The sequence below is a fragment of the Micromonospora sp. NPDC049374 genome, assembly GCF_040677165.1.
Taxonomy (GTDB): Bacteria; Actinomycetota; Actinomycetes; order Mycobacteriales; family Micromonosporaceae; genus Micromonospora.
This window is the reverse complement of the sequence record NZ_JBFAQH010000030.1, coordinates 19213-32868: the sequence shown is the minus strand read 5'-3', so window position 1 is coordinate 32868 and position 13656 is coordinate 19213. Positions and strand designations below refer to the sequence as shown.

Sequence of the window (13656 nt, the reverse complement as noted above, 5' to 3'; positions counted from 1 at the left end):
CTACCAAGAGCCCGTCACCGATTGATAGCCGCCACGCCGAGCTCCCTGGCACCTACCACAACGCCCGTCAGGAAGATCAGAAACAGGCTCTATAGCGTGCCCCCGATCCTGGGTGGTACGCCCGCGAGTTCGTGGCCTCGGTGCGATGACGTGGAGGCTATTCGAGCGGCACGACGCGGAAATCGGTGACGAAGCTGGCGATGCGCCCGTCCGCGGTGTGACCAACGTACGTTGCGTACACGCCGTCGCCCCAGCCCGAGCCGACGACGTACACGTTCGCTCCGGTCCGTTCCTCCACTACCGCGGAAACGACGGCGTCGATCGGGTCGTGCGGGACCTGCGCCGGAATGAAAACCTCGTCGACCCTCTCGAAATCCCACTCGCGCAGTGCCTCGATGGCGACCTGATCGGCCAGCGTCCCGGTACCCGCGTCGACCGCGTACCCGAAGAAGTCCTCGTCACCGAGCGAGGCGACGTCCTGGCCCGGGAGCAGCGCCATGCTCCACGCCGCGACCGGCTCGTCCATCACCGCCAACTGCAAGGCGGTGATCCGCCGCTGCCACTCGCCGCCGTCGACATGCACCAGCGCCACCCAAGCCCGCAGCGGATACCGGCCGGGCGCCACCGAACCAACGAACGGCGTGGCGTGCGCCACCAGCGGATCACACCCCACGACCTTGCCGGACGGCAGCACCAACAGCCCAAGCTCGTACGGCTCGACCCGGTAGGTGACCCCATCACGCTCAATCCGATACCCGGCGGTCAACACCGCACTCAGATCCGGCACGTAGGGCATGACGCGCAGCGTATCCAGGACACCACCGCCGACCGAGACCCACATCAGGCCACCGGCCGAGTTCCCACACCCACGGTGCGGCAGATCCGTGCACCTGACCTGGTGCCAGCCCGAGCCGCGTCACCACGCGCAGCTGGCTCAGCATGCCGAGTCCGTTGCGCCGCGAGACTCCGGCGACTCGCTCATGCCGTCGAGCAGTTCATCCCAAACGCTCTCCGCAGCCTCGCGAAGCTTCGGGTGAAGGTTGCGGTGTACGACCCATTTCGCATCGCCCAGTCCCATACCGGTCGCGTCGGCCACGGCCTTGATTGCCGAGATCGGGGAATCGGTGCGCCGGAGCAGTTCCTTGGCTACCTGATCCGCGTCGACACCGGATGCCAGCAATGTCCGTGCCATCTCCGTCAAGAGGCGGATCCGCTCCGCCCTGTCGGTCACAACGAGACCGTCTCGTCGAACGCTCTCCGGGCCTGGCCTGGCCGAACCATGCGCACGCTCTGTCTCGACACGGTCGCCTCAGCGCGACCACACCTACGCATGTGACGCGCTCGGTCGGCGGCCAGATCCGGATACCCGTCGAAGGTGGGGCCAGCGGACCCGAGCCCGGGATGCGGACGGGGAGACGTCGCAAGCAGTGCCAGATGCTCACGGGCACGGCAAAGTCGGTCGGGTTGTGTTCAGGCTGATAGGACATCATCGACTGTCGTGCCGGCTGCGGCTGCAGGTGGACAGACTCGAACGCGCCGTTCTCGTTGACCCGCCCACGCAACTGGGCACCGCCTGGTTGTTCGAGCTGGCGTCGCACCTGCTGGTGAGCTTGGCGGTGTTTGACGGCGATAAGCCCGCCGTTGGTCTGCCGGCAGATCGGACATAGTGGGTATGGCCCCAGCACGATCGGCATACCTACCCCCAATCCCACAGGGTGAAGTCGCGTCCGCTGATCAGCATCGAAGCGTAGACACCTGCTCCAAGCACCCATGCACGACAACCATAAGCAGAGCCTCCGTGCCGTCGAGTTGGAATACCGACCGGTGCCAGGCGCGGCCCGCACGCCCGGTCGGCAGCAGAGCCGGGTTGTGGTTGACCTCAACTGTGCTTCAGCTTCTACCGTCAGCGCATGAGTGAACTCGATGAGGCTTACCAGCGGGTCCGGCTTTCCGGTCCGGAACGAGACGGGTGGCTGTCCAACCATGCGCCCATGGCGGTCGAGGCACTCACCTGGCACGGGCAAGGCGAGGCGGTGCACCGATGGTTGGACGGGTACGCCGACCGGTTGGCGGATCGGCCACGGGGGATCGCGCCGATCGCCGCCGACGAGTGGCGAGACCCGCTCGGTGACCCGGTACGCACCGGTGACTGGCTCGACTACTTCGACCGCGAACTCGCTGACGAGCCCTGGCGGCAGGTGCTCGCCCGATGGTGGCCCCGCCTGCTACCGGGCATCGCCGCCGGCGCCACCCACGGCGTGATCCGGGTCGGCCACGCGGTGCGCGCGCTGCTGGACCAGCAGACCGCACCCCGCATCGGCGAACTCGGCAATGGACTGGCCTACTGGGCGGCTCGCTGGCAGCCGCTCGCACCGCCGGGCGCCGGGCCGTACCTGGCCACCGATCCACGAACCGCGCTCGACGCGGTGCCGCGCGTACCCGACCAGCGCTACGGAGTCCGGGCCCGCCTCGCTCAACTCGCCGACCTTCCCGGCTGGCCAGCGGTGGCCGGCGCGGTGCCGCACAGCGAAGAACACGTCAGGGAAACCACCGCTGATGAAGACGCTGTCCCGGTCCGTCTGGCTGGAATCGTGCACGCAGCGGTCGTCCGCCACGGCACCCACGGGTATGCCAATCCGGTCATGCTGATACACGCCGCCACCGCACCGAACGCGGTCCTGCGCACCCTGCCCGCCCTGCCCGCCACGCTCTGGGCGGACAGCCTGGCCGCCGCCTGGGCCGCCACGGCAGCCGTCACCGCCGCGTACGCCCCAACGACCGGACGCCCCGCTCCGCCAGCCGCACCCGATGTGGACCCCGCCGAGGTCATGCAGCACGCGGTGGACTCCGCCGGACCACACGCCATCAAGTTCGCCGACGCCGCGCTCGACGCCTACGCCACCACCAGCGACACCACCGTCCTCGCCGCCTCGCTACTTGCGACAGACCAGACCGGACGTTGGTGAGCACCCGCCACCCTGCACGATGCCCTGACCCGATCCCGTCCGTTTGCACGAGCCGGACGTCGAGCAGACAGCGCCGCCCGCCGCCAGCGAAGATGGCGAGCAGACACCAACTCCCGCTGATGGCAACCGCTCATCGGCTACCGATCGCGCGCCGGGCTCTGTCGTCCTCGGTCATGTGCCGTGACGCCCCGATCGGCGAAATGAGCGTGCACCTGATCAAGCCGTCCTTGCGGTCGGTGCCGCGCATGTACTACGTCGGCCGCTGCGCCTGCGCCACCGAGCGCCCTGCTGGCCACACAGGACCCATCGGCGTTGATTGGCCGCGGCCGACGCCGGACTGATCGACGCTCCAGTCATGTACGTCGGGACACTGGCGCGGTCCGTGGTTGCCAGAGCGGGCTACCATCGCGATCAATGCTCGCGACATCCGGGAATGAGATGAGTCGCCCATCGCGCGTGAGGGCGGCGCAGCCAGACGACGGTCAAGCCATGTTCGAACTGGGCATGGCGCAACCCGGCTTCGAGGTTACCGAGGGCGTCCGTTTCTATGCTCGCGAGGTCCTCCAGGAGTGGATCGCCAACCCCGGACGCGACATCCTCACCGTCGCCGACGACGGTGACGGGATGCTCGGCTTTCTTATCTGCCGCCCCTTTGTCAGCTCGGCGCTGCTGGAGAACCTCGCGGTACGTGCGGAGCATCAACATCACGGGGTAGCCAAAGCGCTGCTGGACGACTGCCTACGACGGTTGGCGGAGCTCGGGATCGGGCACATCAGCGCGATGGTCCGGGAGGCCAATCCCGCGCTGAGTTTCTTCGAGCGGATGGGTTTCCGGGTCGGGTACCGCTTCCATTGGGTCGAACGCACGATCCCCGACCTCGGACCGGGAGCGTAGCCATGGGTGCGTGGCTGCGGGGGCGTTCCGACGCGGTCATCGACAGTCTGATCGGCGCCCTGGTCCTCGCCCTATGGGGTGTGGTCTACGCCCGAGGCGTTCCAGGGTTCGTCGTGGTGTTGCCGTTCGTCATCGGATGCGCCGCGGTGGCGGTCGTCCACTGGCTACGGCGGCGTGACAGGACCAGGCGGGACGTGCAGCTGCACGCCGAACCCACTGACGACGTCCGGCTGGCGCTTAGCAGACTCCGGACGCCGGATCCGCTGCTGCTCGACGTCGTGCACCGCTTCAGCCAGGTCACGCAAGCCTTCCGAATCCGCGGGCAGGACGGGGTATTCGAGCTGGACTATGCGGGCACGAATGTCTCTAAACGACCCTCGTACTGTTTCCGCGAGGCGCTGGCCGGCGACTCACCCATGGACCTGCGCGACCTGAACATCAGCGCCCATGACCCGACGGACGGGTTGCAGTTGACCTGGTCTGCCCTCGTCGATGAACCCTACCGAAAGATCATCGAGGTACGGTTCCGCCGGCCCGTCCTGCCCGGGGAAAGCTTCCGGCTCGCCCTGTCGTGCACATGGCGGGGCACCTTTACCCGCCCACGCGACTACATCTTCTTCCTGGCCGGACACCGCCGGCGAGGCGTTGACGTGCTACACGGGAAGCTCATACTTAGCCGTCCGCCCGCCTTTTTCGAGGGCATTTATTACGACGGCCGCCAGCTGGTGACCGCACCGTCACAACCGACCGCCACTGTCCAGCAAGACGGATCGTGCACCGTGGTCTGGAGCATCGACGGTGTCCCCGCTAGAGACATACCCATCATCGACTTCCAGCGGACCGACCACGCCGATGCGGCGAGGGCATTACCGGAGCATGCTTGACGAACTCAGTCCCGGCGGCATAGGCCGATCACCACGCGTGCGATGACGCCTGCACTGTGTTCGGCACCTTCCGCGCGTTCCGCTGTCTGCGGCATGGCCGAGCCGCCGAACGGCAGGCCGTCACACCCGCTAGCATCGGATCGCGGCAAATCCGGACGCAGACTCGATTCATCGACTGGTCACCGATGGGAGGATCGGCGGTGTGATCCAACTGCCGGAGGGATCTTGGTGGGACTGGGACGTACTGCACTTCGACGGCTCCCAGCTTCGGTTGGCCGCGGGACACGACCTGACCTACCACCACGGTCTCGAGGTGGTCTTCACCGACGTCGCATACCTGGCCTGCCCGACCCAGTTCTGGGATCCTCGGTTCCGGGAACCCACCCTCGACGAGCGCGCACTGGTGCGTCGGTACGTCGGTGAAGAATCACCGCTGATCGTTGCCTTCGACGTCGATGCACCAGCCGCGGGCCATCTTCTTACCTGTCTCGTCGCAGCAGGGTCGGTTGAGGTGGTACCCGGCCTGGTCTACCGCTACTGGCGTGACAACCTCTCTGCTGGAGAACGCCTGGCTCCGCACCTGCGGCCGCCAGAGCAATCGTAAGGTCCGCACCTCGCCGGAAGCTGCGCCACGATTGCAGGATCCACCGGCGTTCGTACGTCCGTAGGTCGCGTGACCTCGTCGCCCTGAGGGTCGTAGATGGTGAGGTCGTATCGGCGGGCGAGTTGGTCAATCAACTGCGACGCGGGCGTGCTTCGTTCGCTGAAGCTCAGCTGCACGCTGATGTGCCTCGGGGTGATGCAGGCTTTGGCACTGCTCAGCCATCGCCGGTACCGCGACATCGGTCGCGCCCGGGGCGACGGCAAGCACGACGAGACCGAAGCTCAAGAGCCTAGGCCTCGTCCACCAGCACTGCGACCAGCATCGAGCCGCCGGTTGCTGGGCAGCTACCTGTCTGGGCGCTGTCCGAGGTTCGACACCACGGCTCGCTGCAGCACCGCAGTTGTGCTCAGCACCGTCCCAGCCGGCCCGTCGGCGGTGTCCGCTACGAGGTAACTGCGCTCGCCGAGGTACTCGTACGTCTGTTCATCAAAAATCCACTCTTGGCGTCGGCTTCGCTCGGTGTGTGCGACGGCTACCCCTCGCCGCTCGGCGGCGTCGGTGACTCCGCGGACCACCTCGACCCCTGGAATCTTCGCCGCAGCCTGGTAGAGCGCGGCGGTCGTCTGTGGCGGTACCAGCGACTCGCGCAGGATGTCGCCGATCGCGGTGAACGCTGCGCCTGCGCGGCTGTTGCCTCTGCCACGCTCGTCGCGCTCCCGGTAGAGCTTTTCCAGCAGGGCGTCCGGATTGCTGGGAAGATCGACAAGTGCCGCGTTCGGTATTACGTCTGTGAGCGTCTCCCGCTCCGGGATCGCACCGATGATCGGGACGTTGAAGGACGGTTGGCGGAGCAAGCCGTCACCTCGCTCGTTCCGCGGGATCCAGATCTCCCGTTCGCGCACGGGTTGCAGCCGCGCCGGACCGTCACCCAGCTCAGCGAACGCACCCCGGCTCCTGATGTAGACGTACTCTCCCTCTGCGGACGACGGGTCCGGCGAGTCGGCGGCCGCTGCGGCCATCCGGTTCAGCAACAACGTCGCGCCACTGCGTTCTCCGTGCTCGACCGTCACGATCAGCGGCGCGCTGTCCGGTGCCCACGGCTGGGCGATCGCCCCGGCCGAAACCGCGACCGCCAGCACACCGGCCGCAGGCGCGAGCACCAGCATCCGCCGTGGCCGCCGGGCCGGCCGCTCGATCTCGTTCATCAGATGATGCCGCAGTGCCTGCCGGCGCAGCGCCGACATGGCCGACACCCGGGGGGCGGTGGGCTCGCTCATCGGTACTCTCCCTGCTCGACGGGAATCATTCGGGTACCCGCCATCTCCTGCTGTGTCAGCACCCGCAGCCGGGTCCGGGCCCGTGACAGCCGCGAACGCACGGTCCCGATGGGTACACCCAGCGCCTCGGCCGCCGCCGCGTAGTCCAGCTGCGACCACACGCAGAGCAGGAACACCTCCCGGTCCGCCCGGCGCAGCGCCCGCAGGCCCGCCATGACCGCAGCCACCTCGTCGGCATCGTGCATCCGGGCGACCACCTCGTCAGCAAAGTCCGGGACGGTGTCGCGTACGGGCAATCGCCGCAATGCCTCCCGGTGCCGGCGCGCCGCCCGCCTGCGATTTCGCAGCACATTGGTGGCGATCCCGAGCAGCCACGGCCGCAGGCTGTCTCCATCCGCACGCAACGATTCGCGAATCCGCCATGCTTCAAGGAAGGTCAGCGACACCACATCCTCGGCCTGAACCGGATCGCACCCACTCCACACCGCATGCCGATGAACCGCATCGGCGTGCTCATCGAAGAGCTCACCGAACGCGTCGGTGTCTCCGGCCCGGATCCGGACCCGCATCTCAGCTGTCACACCTGTACCTGTCCGCGGCCGCCCCCGAGTTCCACCATCGGGAACATTCCTCATCATGCGTAGCGGTTCGCCCCGACAGGGTGCAGCACGAGGATGGCCTGCACATCCCGGTGGCGCGGAGCGGGCAGCCGCCCAGTTGGTCAGCATCTGCCAAGTCTTGAGCGTCGCGATGGCGCGTTCGCCGCGAGCGCGGATCCTGGCGAGTGCCCGGTCGACCGTCTCCTGCCGGCGCGAGAGCTTCGGCCGCAGTACCGGCAAGGCCCACACCGCTGTGGCCAGGTTCTCGGCGACCGCTGCGAGCAGCACGATCGCACTCCCTGCAGTACCGCCAAGCAGTGCCGACGCCGACGACGAACCCGGCGGCGACGGCGAACCCGGTCGGCATCGGGGGGACAGCAGCTGGGCGGGTGGCGAGCCGGTGCATCCCGACCCGGAATCTGGCGTCGGCGGTGGCTGGTGAAGGACATCTCGCTGAAGCACTTCGATCCGGGGCAGGCCGGGACCAATTGCCGCTGTGCGGGCGCGCTGTGACAGGGCCGGGTCACGTTCGATGAGCAGGGCCTCGACGGTCCGATCGCCGTCGTGTTCGGCAAGGACCGGCCAGCGGTCCTAGTGATCGCTCTGCGCTCTTCTCGCAGCCCAGGTGCTGATCGGCGCTGCTGCCAGGGTGAAGACCAGAGCCAGTGCGGCCACGCCGAGCAGCGCGCCGCGTAGGTCGCCGCTCTCGGCCAGCAAACCCACGTAGGCCGGGCCGAGCAGGAAGCCCAGGTAGGCGGTAGCGGCGACGGCGGAGGTGGCCCGGCCGTGCTGAGCGGGGTCGGTGCCTCGCAGGCTGCGGCTGAGTAAGGTGGGGAATAGTGTCGCGGTGCCCAGGGCGCTCAGCACCAGCCCGACCAGAGCGATGATGACCGAAGGGGCGGTGGCCAGCACAGCGCTGCCCACGGTGGCCAGCGCGCCTCCACCCAGCAACATCGCGGTGGGGCGGCTGCGCGACAGCGGCGCCAGGCTCAGGCGCGCTAGCGCGGCGGTGGCGGCAAAGGCCGCCGGGGCTACGGCCGCCAGTTGGGGTGAGGCGCTGAAGACGTCGGTGAGCATCACCGCGCCCCAACTCTGGTGGGCGTTCTCGATGGCGTAGGCCAACGCAGCCACCAGTCCCACGACGAACAGGGGTGAAGTCGGGCTGATCCGGCACAGCAGGTTCGTGAGCCTTCGTGCGCCACGGGGCGAGGCCACGCCAGAGCCTGCCGGCGCCCCTCGCTCCGCACGGGCACCTTCGCGGGCTTCCGCCCGGGTACCGGCATCGCCCTGGTGAGCTGGAATCTGCAGCGACTTGCTGGTCAGGTGAGCAGCCACTGCCAGGGCGAGCATCACCACCGCGACCACGGCGAAGGCCGCCAGCAGTGACAGCCCCACGCCCAGCAGCGCTCCAGTGGACAGGCTGGCGATAACCACGCCCACCGAGAACAGCCCGTGGGAACGGGTGAGCAGAGGCTTGGCGGTGGCATGCTCTGCGCGCCCCGCCAAAGTGTTGATGGCCACGTCCGCGGCACCAGAGGCCACGCCGACCACGAGCATCCCGATGACCAGCAGCACCACCCCGTCGGCGCCGGCGGTGATGAGGAGACCAGCACCGGCCAGTGCCGCCAGCAGCCATGCCGCCACGCGGAGCCCGAAGCGGTCCACCGCACGTCCGGTAAAGGCCATCGACGGCAGCGCCCCTAAACCGATGAAGAGCAGGGCGGTACCCAGTTGGCCTTCGCTGACCCCGGCCTGGTCACGCAACGCGGGCAGGGCCGCTCCCCAGGCGCCCCAGAAGATACCGAACGCGGCGAAAGCAGCGTACGGCGCATAGACGGCACGGACACCGAGGGCGGGTGGACGGGGCGAGGAGACGGCCGTGTCTTGACCCATGCTTCGTAACGTTACACAAGACGATATGATGTTGTTGTGCCCACACCCGCGCGACGACGTCCCACCGTCAAAGACGTCGCCGAGCAGGCAGGGGTCGCGCCGATGACGGTCTCCTACGCCTTCAACCACCCCGCGCGGGTCGCCGAGGCCACCCGCACCCGGATACTGGAGGCCGCGGCGCGACTGGGCTACCGCCCCGACAGCACCGCCCGCGCCCTGCGCTCAGGGCGCGCCAAGCAGCTGGGCGTGGTGGTCGGAGAACATTTGTCCTACCTCTTCGACAACCCGCAGGCGGCGCAGTTCCTGGCCGGGATCACCGACGTCTGCGTCAGTGAGGACCTGGGAGTGGTGCTGATCCCCACCCGCGGGGATGCCACCGACGTCGACCGGGTGCTGACAGCGGCGGTGGACGGCTACGTGCTGTGGACCACCGTCGCCGATGACCCGGTACTGGCCGCCGTCGCGAGCAGCGGGCGACCAGCCGCCATCCAAGGCGGCCCTGCTCACCCGGGGCTGGTGTGCATCGGGCCCGATGACCGCGCGGCGGCAGCAGCAGTTGCGGCGGCCACGCCGCTGGCCGAAGCGACTCCCGTCATCATCAGCTTCCCCCTGGACCGGCGCCGCACCAGCGGCATCCTGCGCGGCCACGACCTGCCCGTCGACCTGATGGACCCGCAGGCGGTCCCCTTCCCGGTCACCGGGGCTCGTCTGGCCGGCTACCGCGATGCGCTGACCGAGGCCGGTCACGACTGGGGCGACGTCCGGATCGCCGTGGTGGAGCGCAACCAGCGCGTACTGGGTGAGGACGCCGCCGCAGCGCTGCTGAGAACGCTTGAGGGTTCTGGCCCCGTGGTGGTGCTCGCGATGAGCGATGAGCTGGCATTGGGGGCCCACTCGGCGATGGACCGCACGCAGCGGCAGGCGGGGCTCACCGGGTGGGACGGCACGCGAGAGGCCACCACCTCAGGCATCTGGTCCATAGCGGCCTCGCTACGCGAGCAGGGCCGTGCGTGCGCGCGAGCGGCCCTATCGAGGGACATCGAGGGACATCAGGTGCCATGGTCCGTGGTCGCGCCCGAGTTCCTGCACCCCGATACGACGGCCTCATAGATCTCGACGGCACGCTTCCGGTACCTCCACCGCCGGACGTCTCCGCTCGATCGGTCCTGGAGTCCGGCACTGGCCGCCGACGATGGGAGGAGCGCTCCAGGGCAACTATCACCACGCTTCACGAACGGTGGCACGAGATTCCCTACCGGACGGCGTGAAACGAAGGTTTCTGTGCGCCATCTGGCTGCCAAACTTCGGCACCGCGTTCCGCGGGCAGCCGGCTGCGCTACTCGGTGAGCGCTCCGTGGTGTCTGCGGGTCCGGCAACGCTCGGCACGGGGTGAAGGGCTCGATGGAGGTTGCCACTTCATCCGTGACAGTGCCTGCCGGCGGCGCGTCGCGGGCCGTTGGGCCCTGGACCGGCACCGCTGGCGGCGGGAGCGTAAGAGTGTGTCGGACACGGTGCTGGTCGTCGAGGACGATCGGGAGTTGCGGGACGTGGTACGCCGATACCTGGAACGGGCCGGGCACGCGGTGCACACGACCGGATCGGGTGCGCGGGCGCTGAGCCTCGTGGCCGGTGGCGGGGTCGACCTCGTCGTGCTGGATCTGGGTCTGCCGGACGTGGACGGCTTGGAGGTGCTGGCCGCGGCTCACGACGGTCGGCAGGTGCCGGTGGTGGTGCTGACCGCGCGCAGCACGGTGGAGGAGCGCATCGCGGGGCTGCGCCGCGGCGCCGATGACTACGTCACCAAGCCGTTCAGCCCGACGGAGTTGGTGTTGCGGGTGGAGGCTGTGCTGCACCGTACCCGCGGTGCGGCCGGTGCCGTCGCGTCGGCTGGCTTCGGTGGCGGCCGGCTGCGGTTGGACGAGCAGCGTCACGAGGCGGTGCTGGACGGTCATCGGCTGGATCTGACTCCCACCGAGTGGGGACTGTTGACCGCGCTGGCGGCCACTCCTGGCCGGGTGTACTCACGCTATGAGTTGATCAACCGGGTGCGCGGGTACGAGTTTCCCGGCTACGAGCGGACGGTCGACTCGCACGTGAAGAACCTGCGCCGCAAGTTCGGCGCGGACGCCGCTGGGGTGGTGGAGACCGTCCTGGGCGTCGGTTACCGGTTGGGCTGGACCCGTGACCGCTGAGCGGTCGCGGCCAAGCAGCCGGGGGCGACCGCTGTCCGGCCCGTTGGGCCGGCGGCTGCTGGCGGCGTTCGTGCTGGTCGCGCTCTCCTCGGTCGCGGTGCTGACCATCGCCGCACTGGTGGGCACCAACCGCGGCCTGGCCAGCGTCCAACAGACGCAGCGGCAGCAGGTCGCGCAGCGGGTCGCGGCAGCGGCAGACACCGCGTACACCGAGGCCGGGAGCTGGACCGGCGCGGAGCTGGCGCCGGCCGCGGCGTTGGCCGACGGAGCGGGCGCCCGCCTGGTCGTGCTGGAACCCGGCGGCAGCATGGTCTGGCCCGGCCGCGGCATGGGCTCCATGGCCGGCATGCACACCGGCAGCGGCACGGTCGTGGAGGCGCCGGTCACCGCCGCCGGGCAGCGGGTCGGCACGGTACGGCTGGCCTTCCCCACCGGGACGCCGGGCGGTCGCGACGTTGCCTGGTCGTGGATCGGCGGTGCCGCGCTGGTCGCGTTGGCCGCGGCGCTGCTGGCCAGTGCGTATGTGGCCGGGCGGCTGGCCCGGCCACTGGTCGCGCTGGCCACCGCCACCCGCCGCTTCGCCGCCGGCGACCGCACCGCCCGGGCGGCGGTGTCCGCGCCGGGCGAGCTGGGCGAGGTGGCGCACGCCTTCGACACCATGGCCGAGGAGGTGGTACGCGCCGAACGGGTCCGCCGGCAACTGGCCGCCGATGTGGCCCACGAACTGCGCACCCCGCTGGCTGCCCTGCAAGCCGGCCTGGAGGAACTACGGGACGGCCTGCGCGCGGCGGACCCGCACCGGCTGGCCGCCCTGCACGACCAGACCCTGCGCCTCGGTCGGGTCGTGGAGGATCTCGCCGATCTGTCCGCTGCCGAAGCCGCCGCACTGTCCCTGCGCCTCGTCGACGCCGATCTGGCCGCCGTGGCGCGGGCCGCGCTCGCCGCCCAGCAGCCACGGCTGGACGCCGCCGGCCTGACCGTCACGGCCGATCTCGACCGGCCGGTTCCCGTCCGAGCCGACCCCGACCGGCTGCACCAGGTCATCACGAACCTGCTGGCCAACACCGCCCGCTTCTGCCGCTCCGGCGACCGGGTACACCTGCGGGCGCGCGTCGAAGCTGCGGGCGAGGCGCTGCTGACCGTTGCCGACACCGGCCCCGGCATCCCGGCGGAGGAACTGCCCCACGCCTCCGAACGGCTCTTCCGCGGCCGGGACGCCCGGAACATCGCCGGTAGCGGCATCGGTCTGGCCGTCGTCCGCGAGCTGATCACCGCCCACGGCGGCGCCGTCACGCTGGAGTCACCTCCAGGCGAAGGGCTCTGCGTCACCATCCGCCTTCCGGCCCGGATCCCGGCCGCCGCCGGCTGACCCGACGGCGCACCGACGCGCCGGCACAGTCCGTCCGGTCAGACTTCGACATGCCCCCGCGCGCGGCGGTGCCGGCTGCGGGCCGGACACCGCCTCGGTAGTGGGTGAACGGTCAGGACCAGCGGGTGAAGGCAGCCAGGTGCCGCTCGGAGGCGGCCAGCAGGCTGGTGTAGACCTGCGTGACATCCGGGGCGGACAGGCCGGTCAGCGCGGCCCTCAGGTCGGTGATGTCGGTCTGCTCGACCTTCTTGCCGACGCCGAGGGCGGCCGGCTGGCTGGCGTTTCCTTCAGCGAGCAGCTTGTCGTACGTGGCCTGCACGGCTGGGTCGCTGAACTTCCCGTGGGTGGTGCCCACGGTCGGGTCGGCCACGTCGTAGCGCTGCAGCAGGAGCCGCACCGTGGTCAGGTGCTGCGTCTCGGAATCGGCGATGCGGTCGAAGACCACCAGGTCGTACTTGGTGCCGAAGGCCAGGTACAGGTCGTGGGCCAGCTTCTCCTCCTGGGCCATCGCGGCCAGGGTGCTCTTCTGCGCGTCGGTGAGCGTGCCCTGCTGCGCCGTGATCGACACGCCGGCACACCTGCCGTCACGGCCCATCGCCCCGGAGCCCATCGGGCCGGCGGCACCGTTGCGAGCGCCATGGCCCATGCCATCACCCCAGCCGTAACCGGGCGAGGCAGTGGCTGCCGGCCGGTCGAAGGGGCCGGCGCCCGCGAGCGCCGGCGCGGCGACCGCCACCCCGCCCAGGCCCAGCGCACCGGCTGCCACCAGGATCATCGTCCGGCGAGTCGTTGTTCTCATCTCGTCCTCCTTCATCGGTGCCGACGCCACCACCGTGCCGCCGCGGCCTGCGGCTGCCGTGGAGACCGTGTGGAGGCGACGTGGAGGATGCCAGCGCCTGGGCGGTGAACGACCCGTACCGGCGATGAACGGTCGCCAGGAAGGGTGACAGCGGCGGCGGCCGAAGATCCGGCGCACCG

At 69.6% G+C, this 13656-nt stretch carries 13 protein-coding genes and 1 pseudogene; 7 read left to right on the top strand and 7 right to left on the bottom strand.

The features are described 5' to 3' along the window. Positions 1-157: 157 nt before the first annotated feature. Entirely contained in the window at positions 158-796 is a 639-nt protein-coding gene (locus tag AB0J93_RS29495) for a DUF4241 domain-containing protein (RefSeq protein ID WP_363925615.1), read from the bottom strand. Between the two features lie 138 nt (positions 797-934). Next, the gene (locus tag AB0J93_RS29490) at positions 935-1231 is read right to left on the bottom strand and encodes a hypothetical protein (RefSeq protein WP_363925614.1); all 297 of its coding nucleotides are present in this window, start codon (positions 1229-1231) and stop codon (positions 935-937) included. A 679-nt stretch (positions 1232-1910) separates the two neighbouring features. On the opposite strand from AB0J93_RS29490, the gene AB0J93_RS29485 reads away from it, so the two are divergent. The 4 genes from AB0J93_RS29485 to AB0J93_RS29470 all read left to right on the top strand — a co-directional run bounded on the left by AB0J93_RS29485 (position 1911) and on the right by AB0J93_RS29470 (position 5348). Further along, the gene (locus tag AB0J93_RS29485) at positions 1911-2966 is read left to right on the top strand and encodes a questin oxidase family protein (protein WP_363925613.1); all 1056 of its coding nucleotides are present in this window, start codon (positions 1911-1913) and stop codon (positions 2964-2966) included. A 489-nt stretch (positions 2967-3455) separates the two neighbouring features. Further along, on the top strand, positions 3456-3860 hold the full coding sequence (locus AB0J93_RS29480) for a GNAT family N-acetyltransferase (protein ID WP_363925612.1): 405 nt from the start codon (positions 3456-3458) through the stop codon (positions 3858-3860). Between the two features lie 2 nt (positions 3861-3862). Beyond that, positions 3863-4744, top strand: coding sequence for a hypothetical protein (locus AB0J93_RS29475; RefSeq protein WP_363925611.1), 882 nt, complete (start codon positions 3863-3865; stop codon positions 4742-4744). A 202-nt stretch (positions 4745-4946) separates the two neighbouring features. Beyond that, positions 4947-5348: a hypothetical protein gene (locus AB0J93_RS29470; protein ID WP_363925610.1), complete on the top strand. Its 402-nt coding sequence runs from the start codon at positions 4947-4949 to the stop codon at positions 5346-5348. A 344-nt stretch (positions 5349-5692) separates the two neighbouring features. On the opposite strand, the gene AB0J93_RS29465 is transcribed toward AB0J93_RS29470, so the two are convergent. From AB0J93_RS29465 to AB0J93_RS29450, 4 genes and pseudogenes are all read right to left on the bottom strand, one after another. After that, positions 5693-6625, bottom strand: a complete 933-nt coding sequence (locus tag AB0J93_RS29465) for a CU044_5270 family protein (protein ID WP_363925609.1) — start codon at positions 6623-6625, stop codon at positions 5693-5695. Beyond that, entirely contained in the window at positions 6622-7194 is a 573-nt protein-coding gene (locus AB0J93_RS29460; RefSeq protein ID WP_363925608.1) for an RNA polymerase sigma factor, read from the bottom strand. Before AB0J93_RS29460 ends, AB0J93_RS29465 begins: the two co-directional genes overlap by 4 nt. Positions 7195-7259: 65 nt before the next feature. Continuing rightward, positions 7260-7452, bottom strand: a pseudogene (locus AB0J93_RS29455) (IS5/IS1182 family transposase); the annotation flags it as partial. A 363-nt stretch (positions 7453-7815) separates the two neighbouring features. Beyond that, on the bottom strand, positions 7816-9117 hold the full coding sequence (locus AB0J93_RS29450; RefSeq protein WP_363925607.1) for an MFS transporter: 1302 nt from the start codon (positions 9115-9117) through the stop codon (positions 7816-7818). A 36-nt stretch (positions 9118-9153) separates the two neighbouring features. Here AB0J93_RS29450 and AB0J93_RS29445 point away from each other — a divergent pair, with 36 nt between their 5' ends. The 3 genes from AB0J93_RS29445 to AB0J93_RS29435 all read left to right on the top strand — a co-directional run bounded on the left by AB0J93_RS29445 (position 9154) and on the right by AB0J93_RS29435 (position 12678). Beyond that, the gene (locus AB0J93_RS29445; RefSeq protein WP_363925606.1) at positions 9154-10227 is read left to right on the top strand and encodes a LacI family DNA-binding transcriptional regulator; all 1074 of its coding nucleotides are present in this window, start codon (positions 9154-9156) and stop codon (positions 10225-10227) included. Between the two features lie 389 nt (positions 10228-10616). Then, a complete protein-coding gene (locus tag AB0J93_RS29440) occupies positions 10617-11309 on the top strand; it encodes a response regulator transcription factor (RefSeq protein ID WP_363925605.1) in 693 nt (230 codons plus the stop codon). Further along, complete coding sequence (locus AB0J93_RS29435; protein WP_363925604.1) at positions 11299-12678, top strand: HAMP domain-containing sensor histidine kinase; 1380 nt, start codon at positions 11299-11301, stop codon at positions 12676-12678. Before AB0J93_RS29440 ends, AB0J93_RS29435 begins: the two co-directional genes overlap by 11 nt. Before the next feature lie 112 nt (positions 12679-12790). On the opposite strand, the gene AB0J93_RS29430 is transcribed toward AB0J93_RS29435, so the two are convergent. After that, complete coding sequence (locus AB0J93_RS29430) at positions 12791-13477, bottom strand: DUF2202 domain-containing protein (RefSeq protein WP_363925603.1); 687 nt, start codon at positions 13475-13477, stop codon at positions 12791-12793. Positions 13478-13656: the final 179 nt, after the last annotated feature.

Excerpts from the sequence above, each read along its gene's own strand:
- AB0J93_RS29450 (WP_363925607.1), bottom strand. The coding sequence starts at position 9,117 with ATGGGTCAAGACACGGCCGTCTCCTCGCCCCGTCCACCCGCCCTCGGT.
- AB0J93_RS29475 (WP_363925611.1), top strand. The coding sequence starts at position 3,863 with ATGGGTGCGTGGCTGCGGGGGCGTTCCGACGCGGTCATCGACAGTCTG.
- AB0J93_RS29480 (WP_363925612.1), top strand. The coding sequence starts at position 3,456 with ATGTTCGAACTGGGCATGGCGCAACCCGGCTTCGAGGTTACCGAGGGC.
- AB0J93_RS29460 (WP_363925608.1), bottom strand. The coding sequence starts at position 7,194 with ATGCGGGTCCGGATCCGGGCCGGAGACACCGACGCGTTCGGTGAGCTC.
- AB0J93_RS29495 (WP_363925615.1), bottom strand. The coding sequence starts at position 796 with ATGCCCTACGTGCCGGATCTGAGTGCGGTGTTGACCGCCGGGTATCGG.
- AB0J93_RS29485 (WP_363925613.1), top strand. The coding sequence starts at position 1,911 with ATGAGTGAACTCGATGAGGCTTACCAGCGGGTCCGGCTTTCCGGTCCG.
- AB0J93_RS29430 (WP_363925603.1), bottom strand. The coding sequence starts at position 13,477 with ATGAGAACAACGACTCGCCGGACGATGATCCTGGTGGCAGCCGGTGCG.
- AB0J93_RS29465 (WP_363925609.1), bottom strand. The coding sequence starts at position 6,625 with ATGAGCGAGCCCACCGCCCCCCGGGTGTCGGCCATGTCGGCGCTGCGC.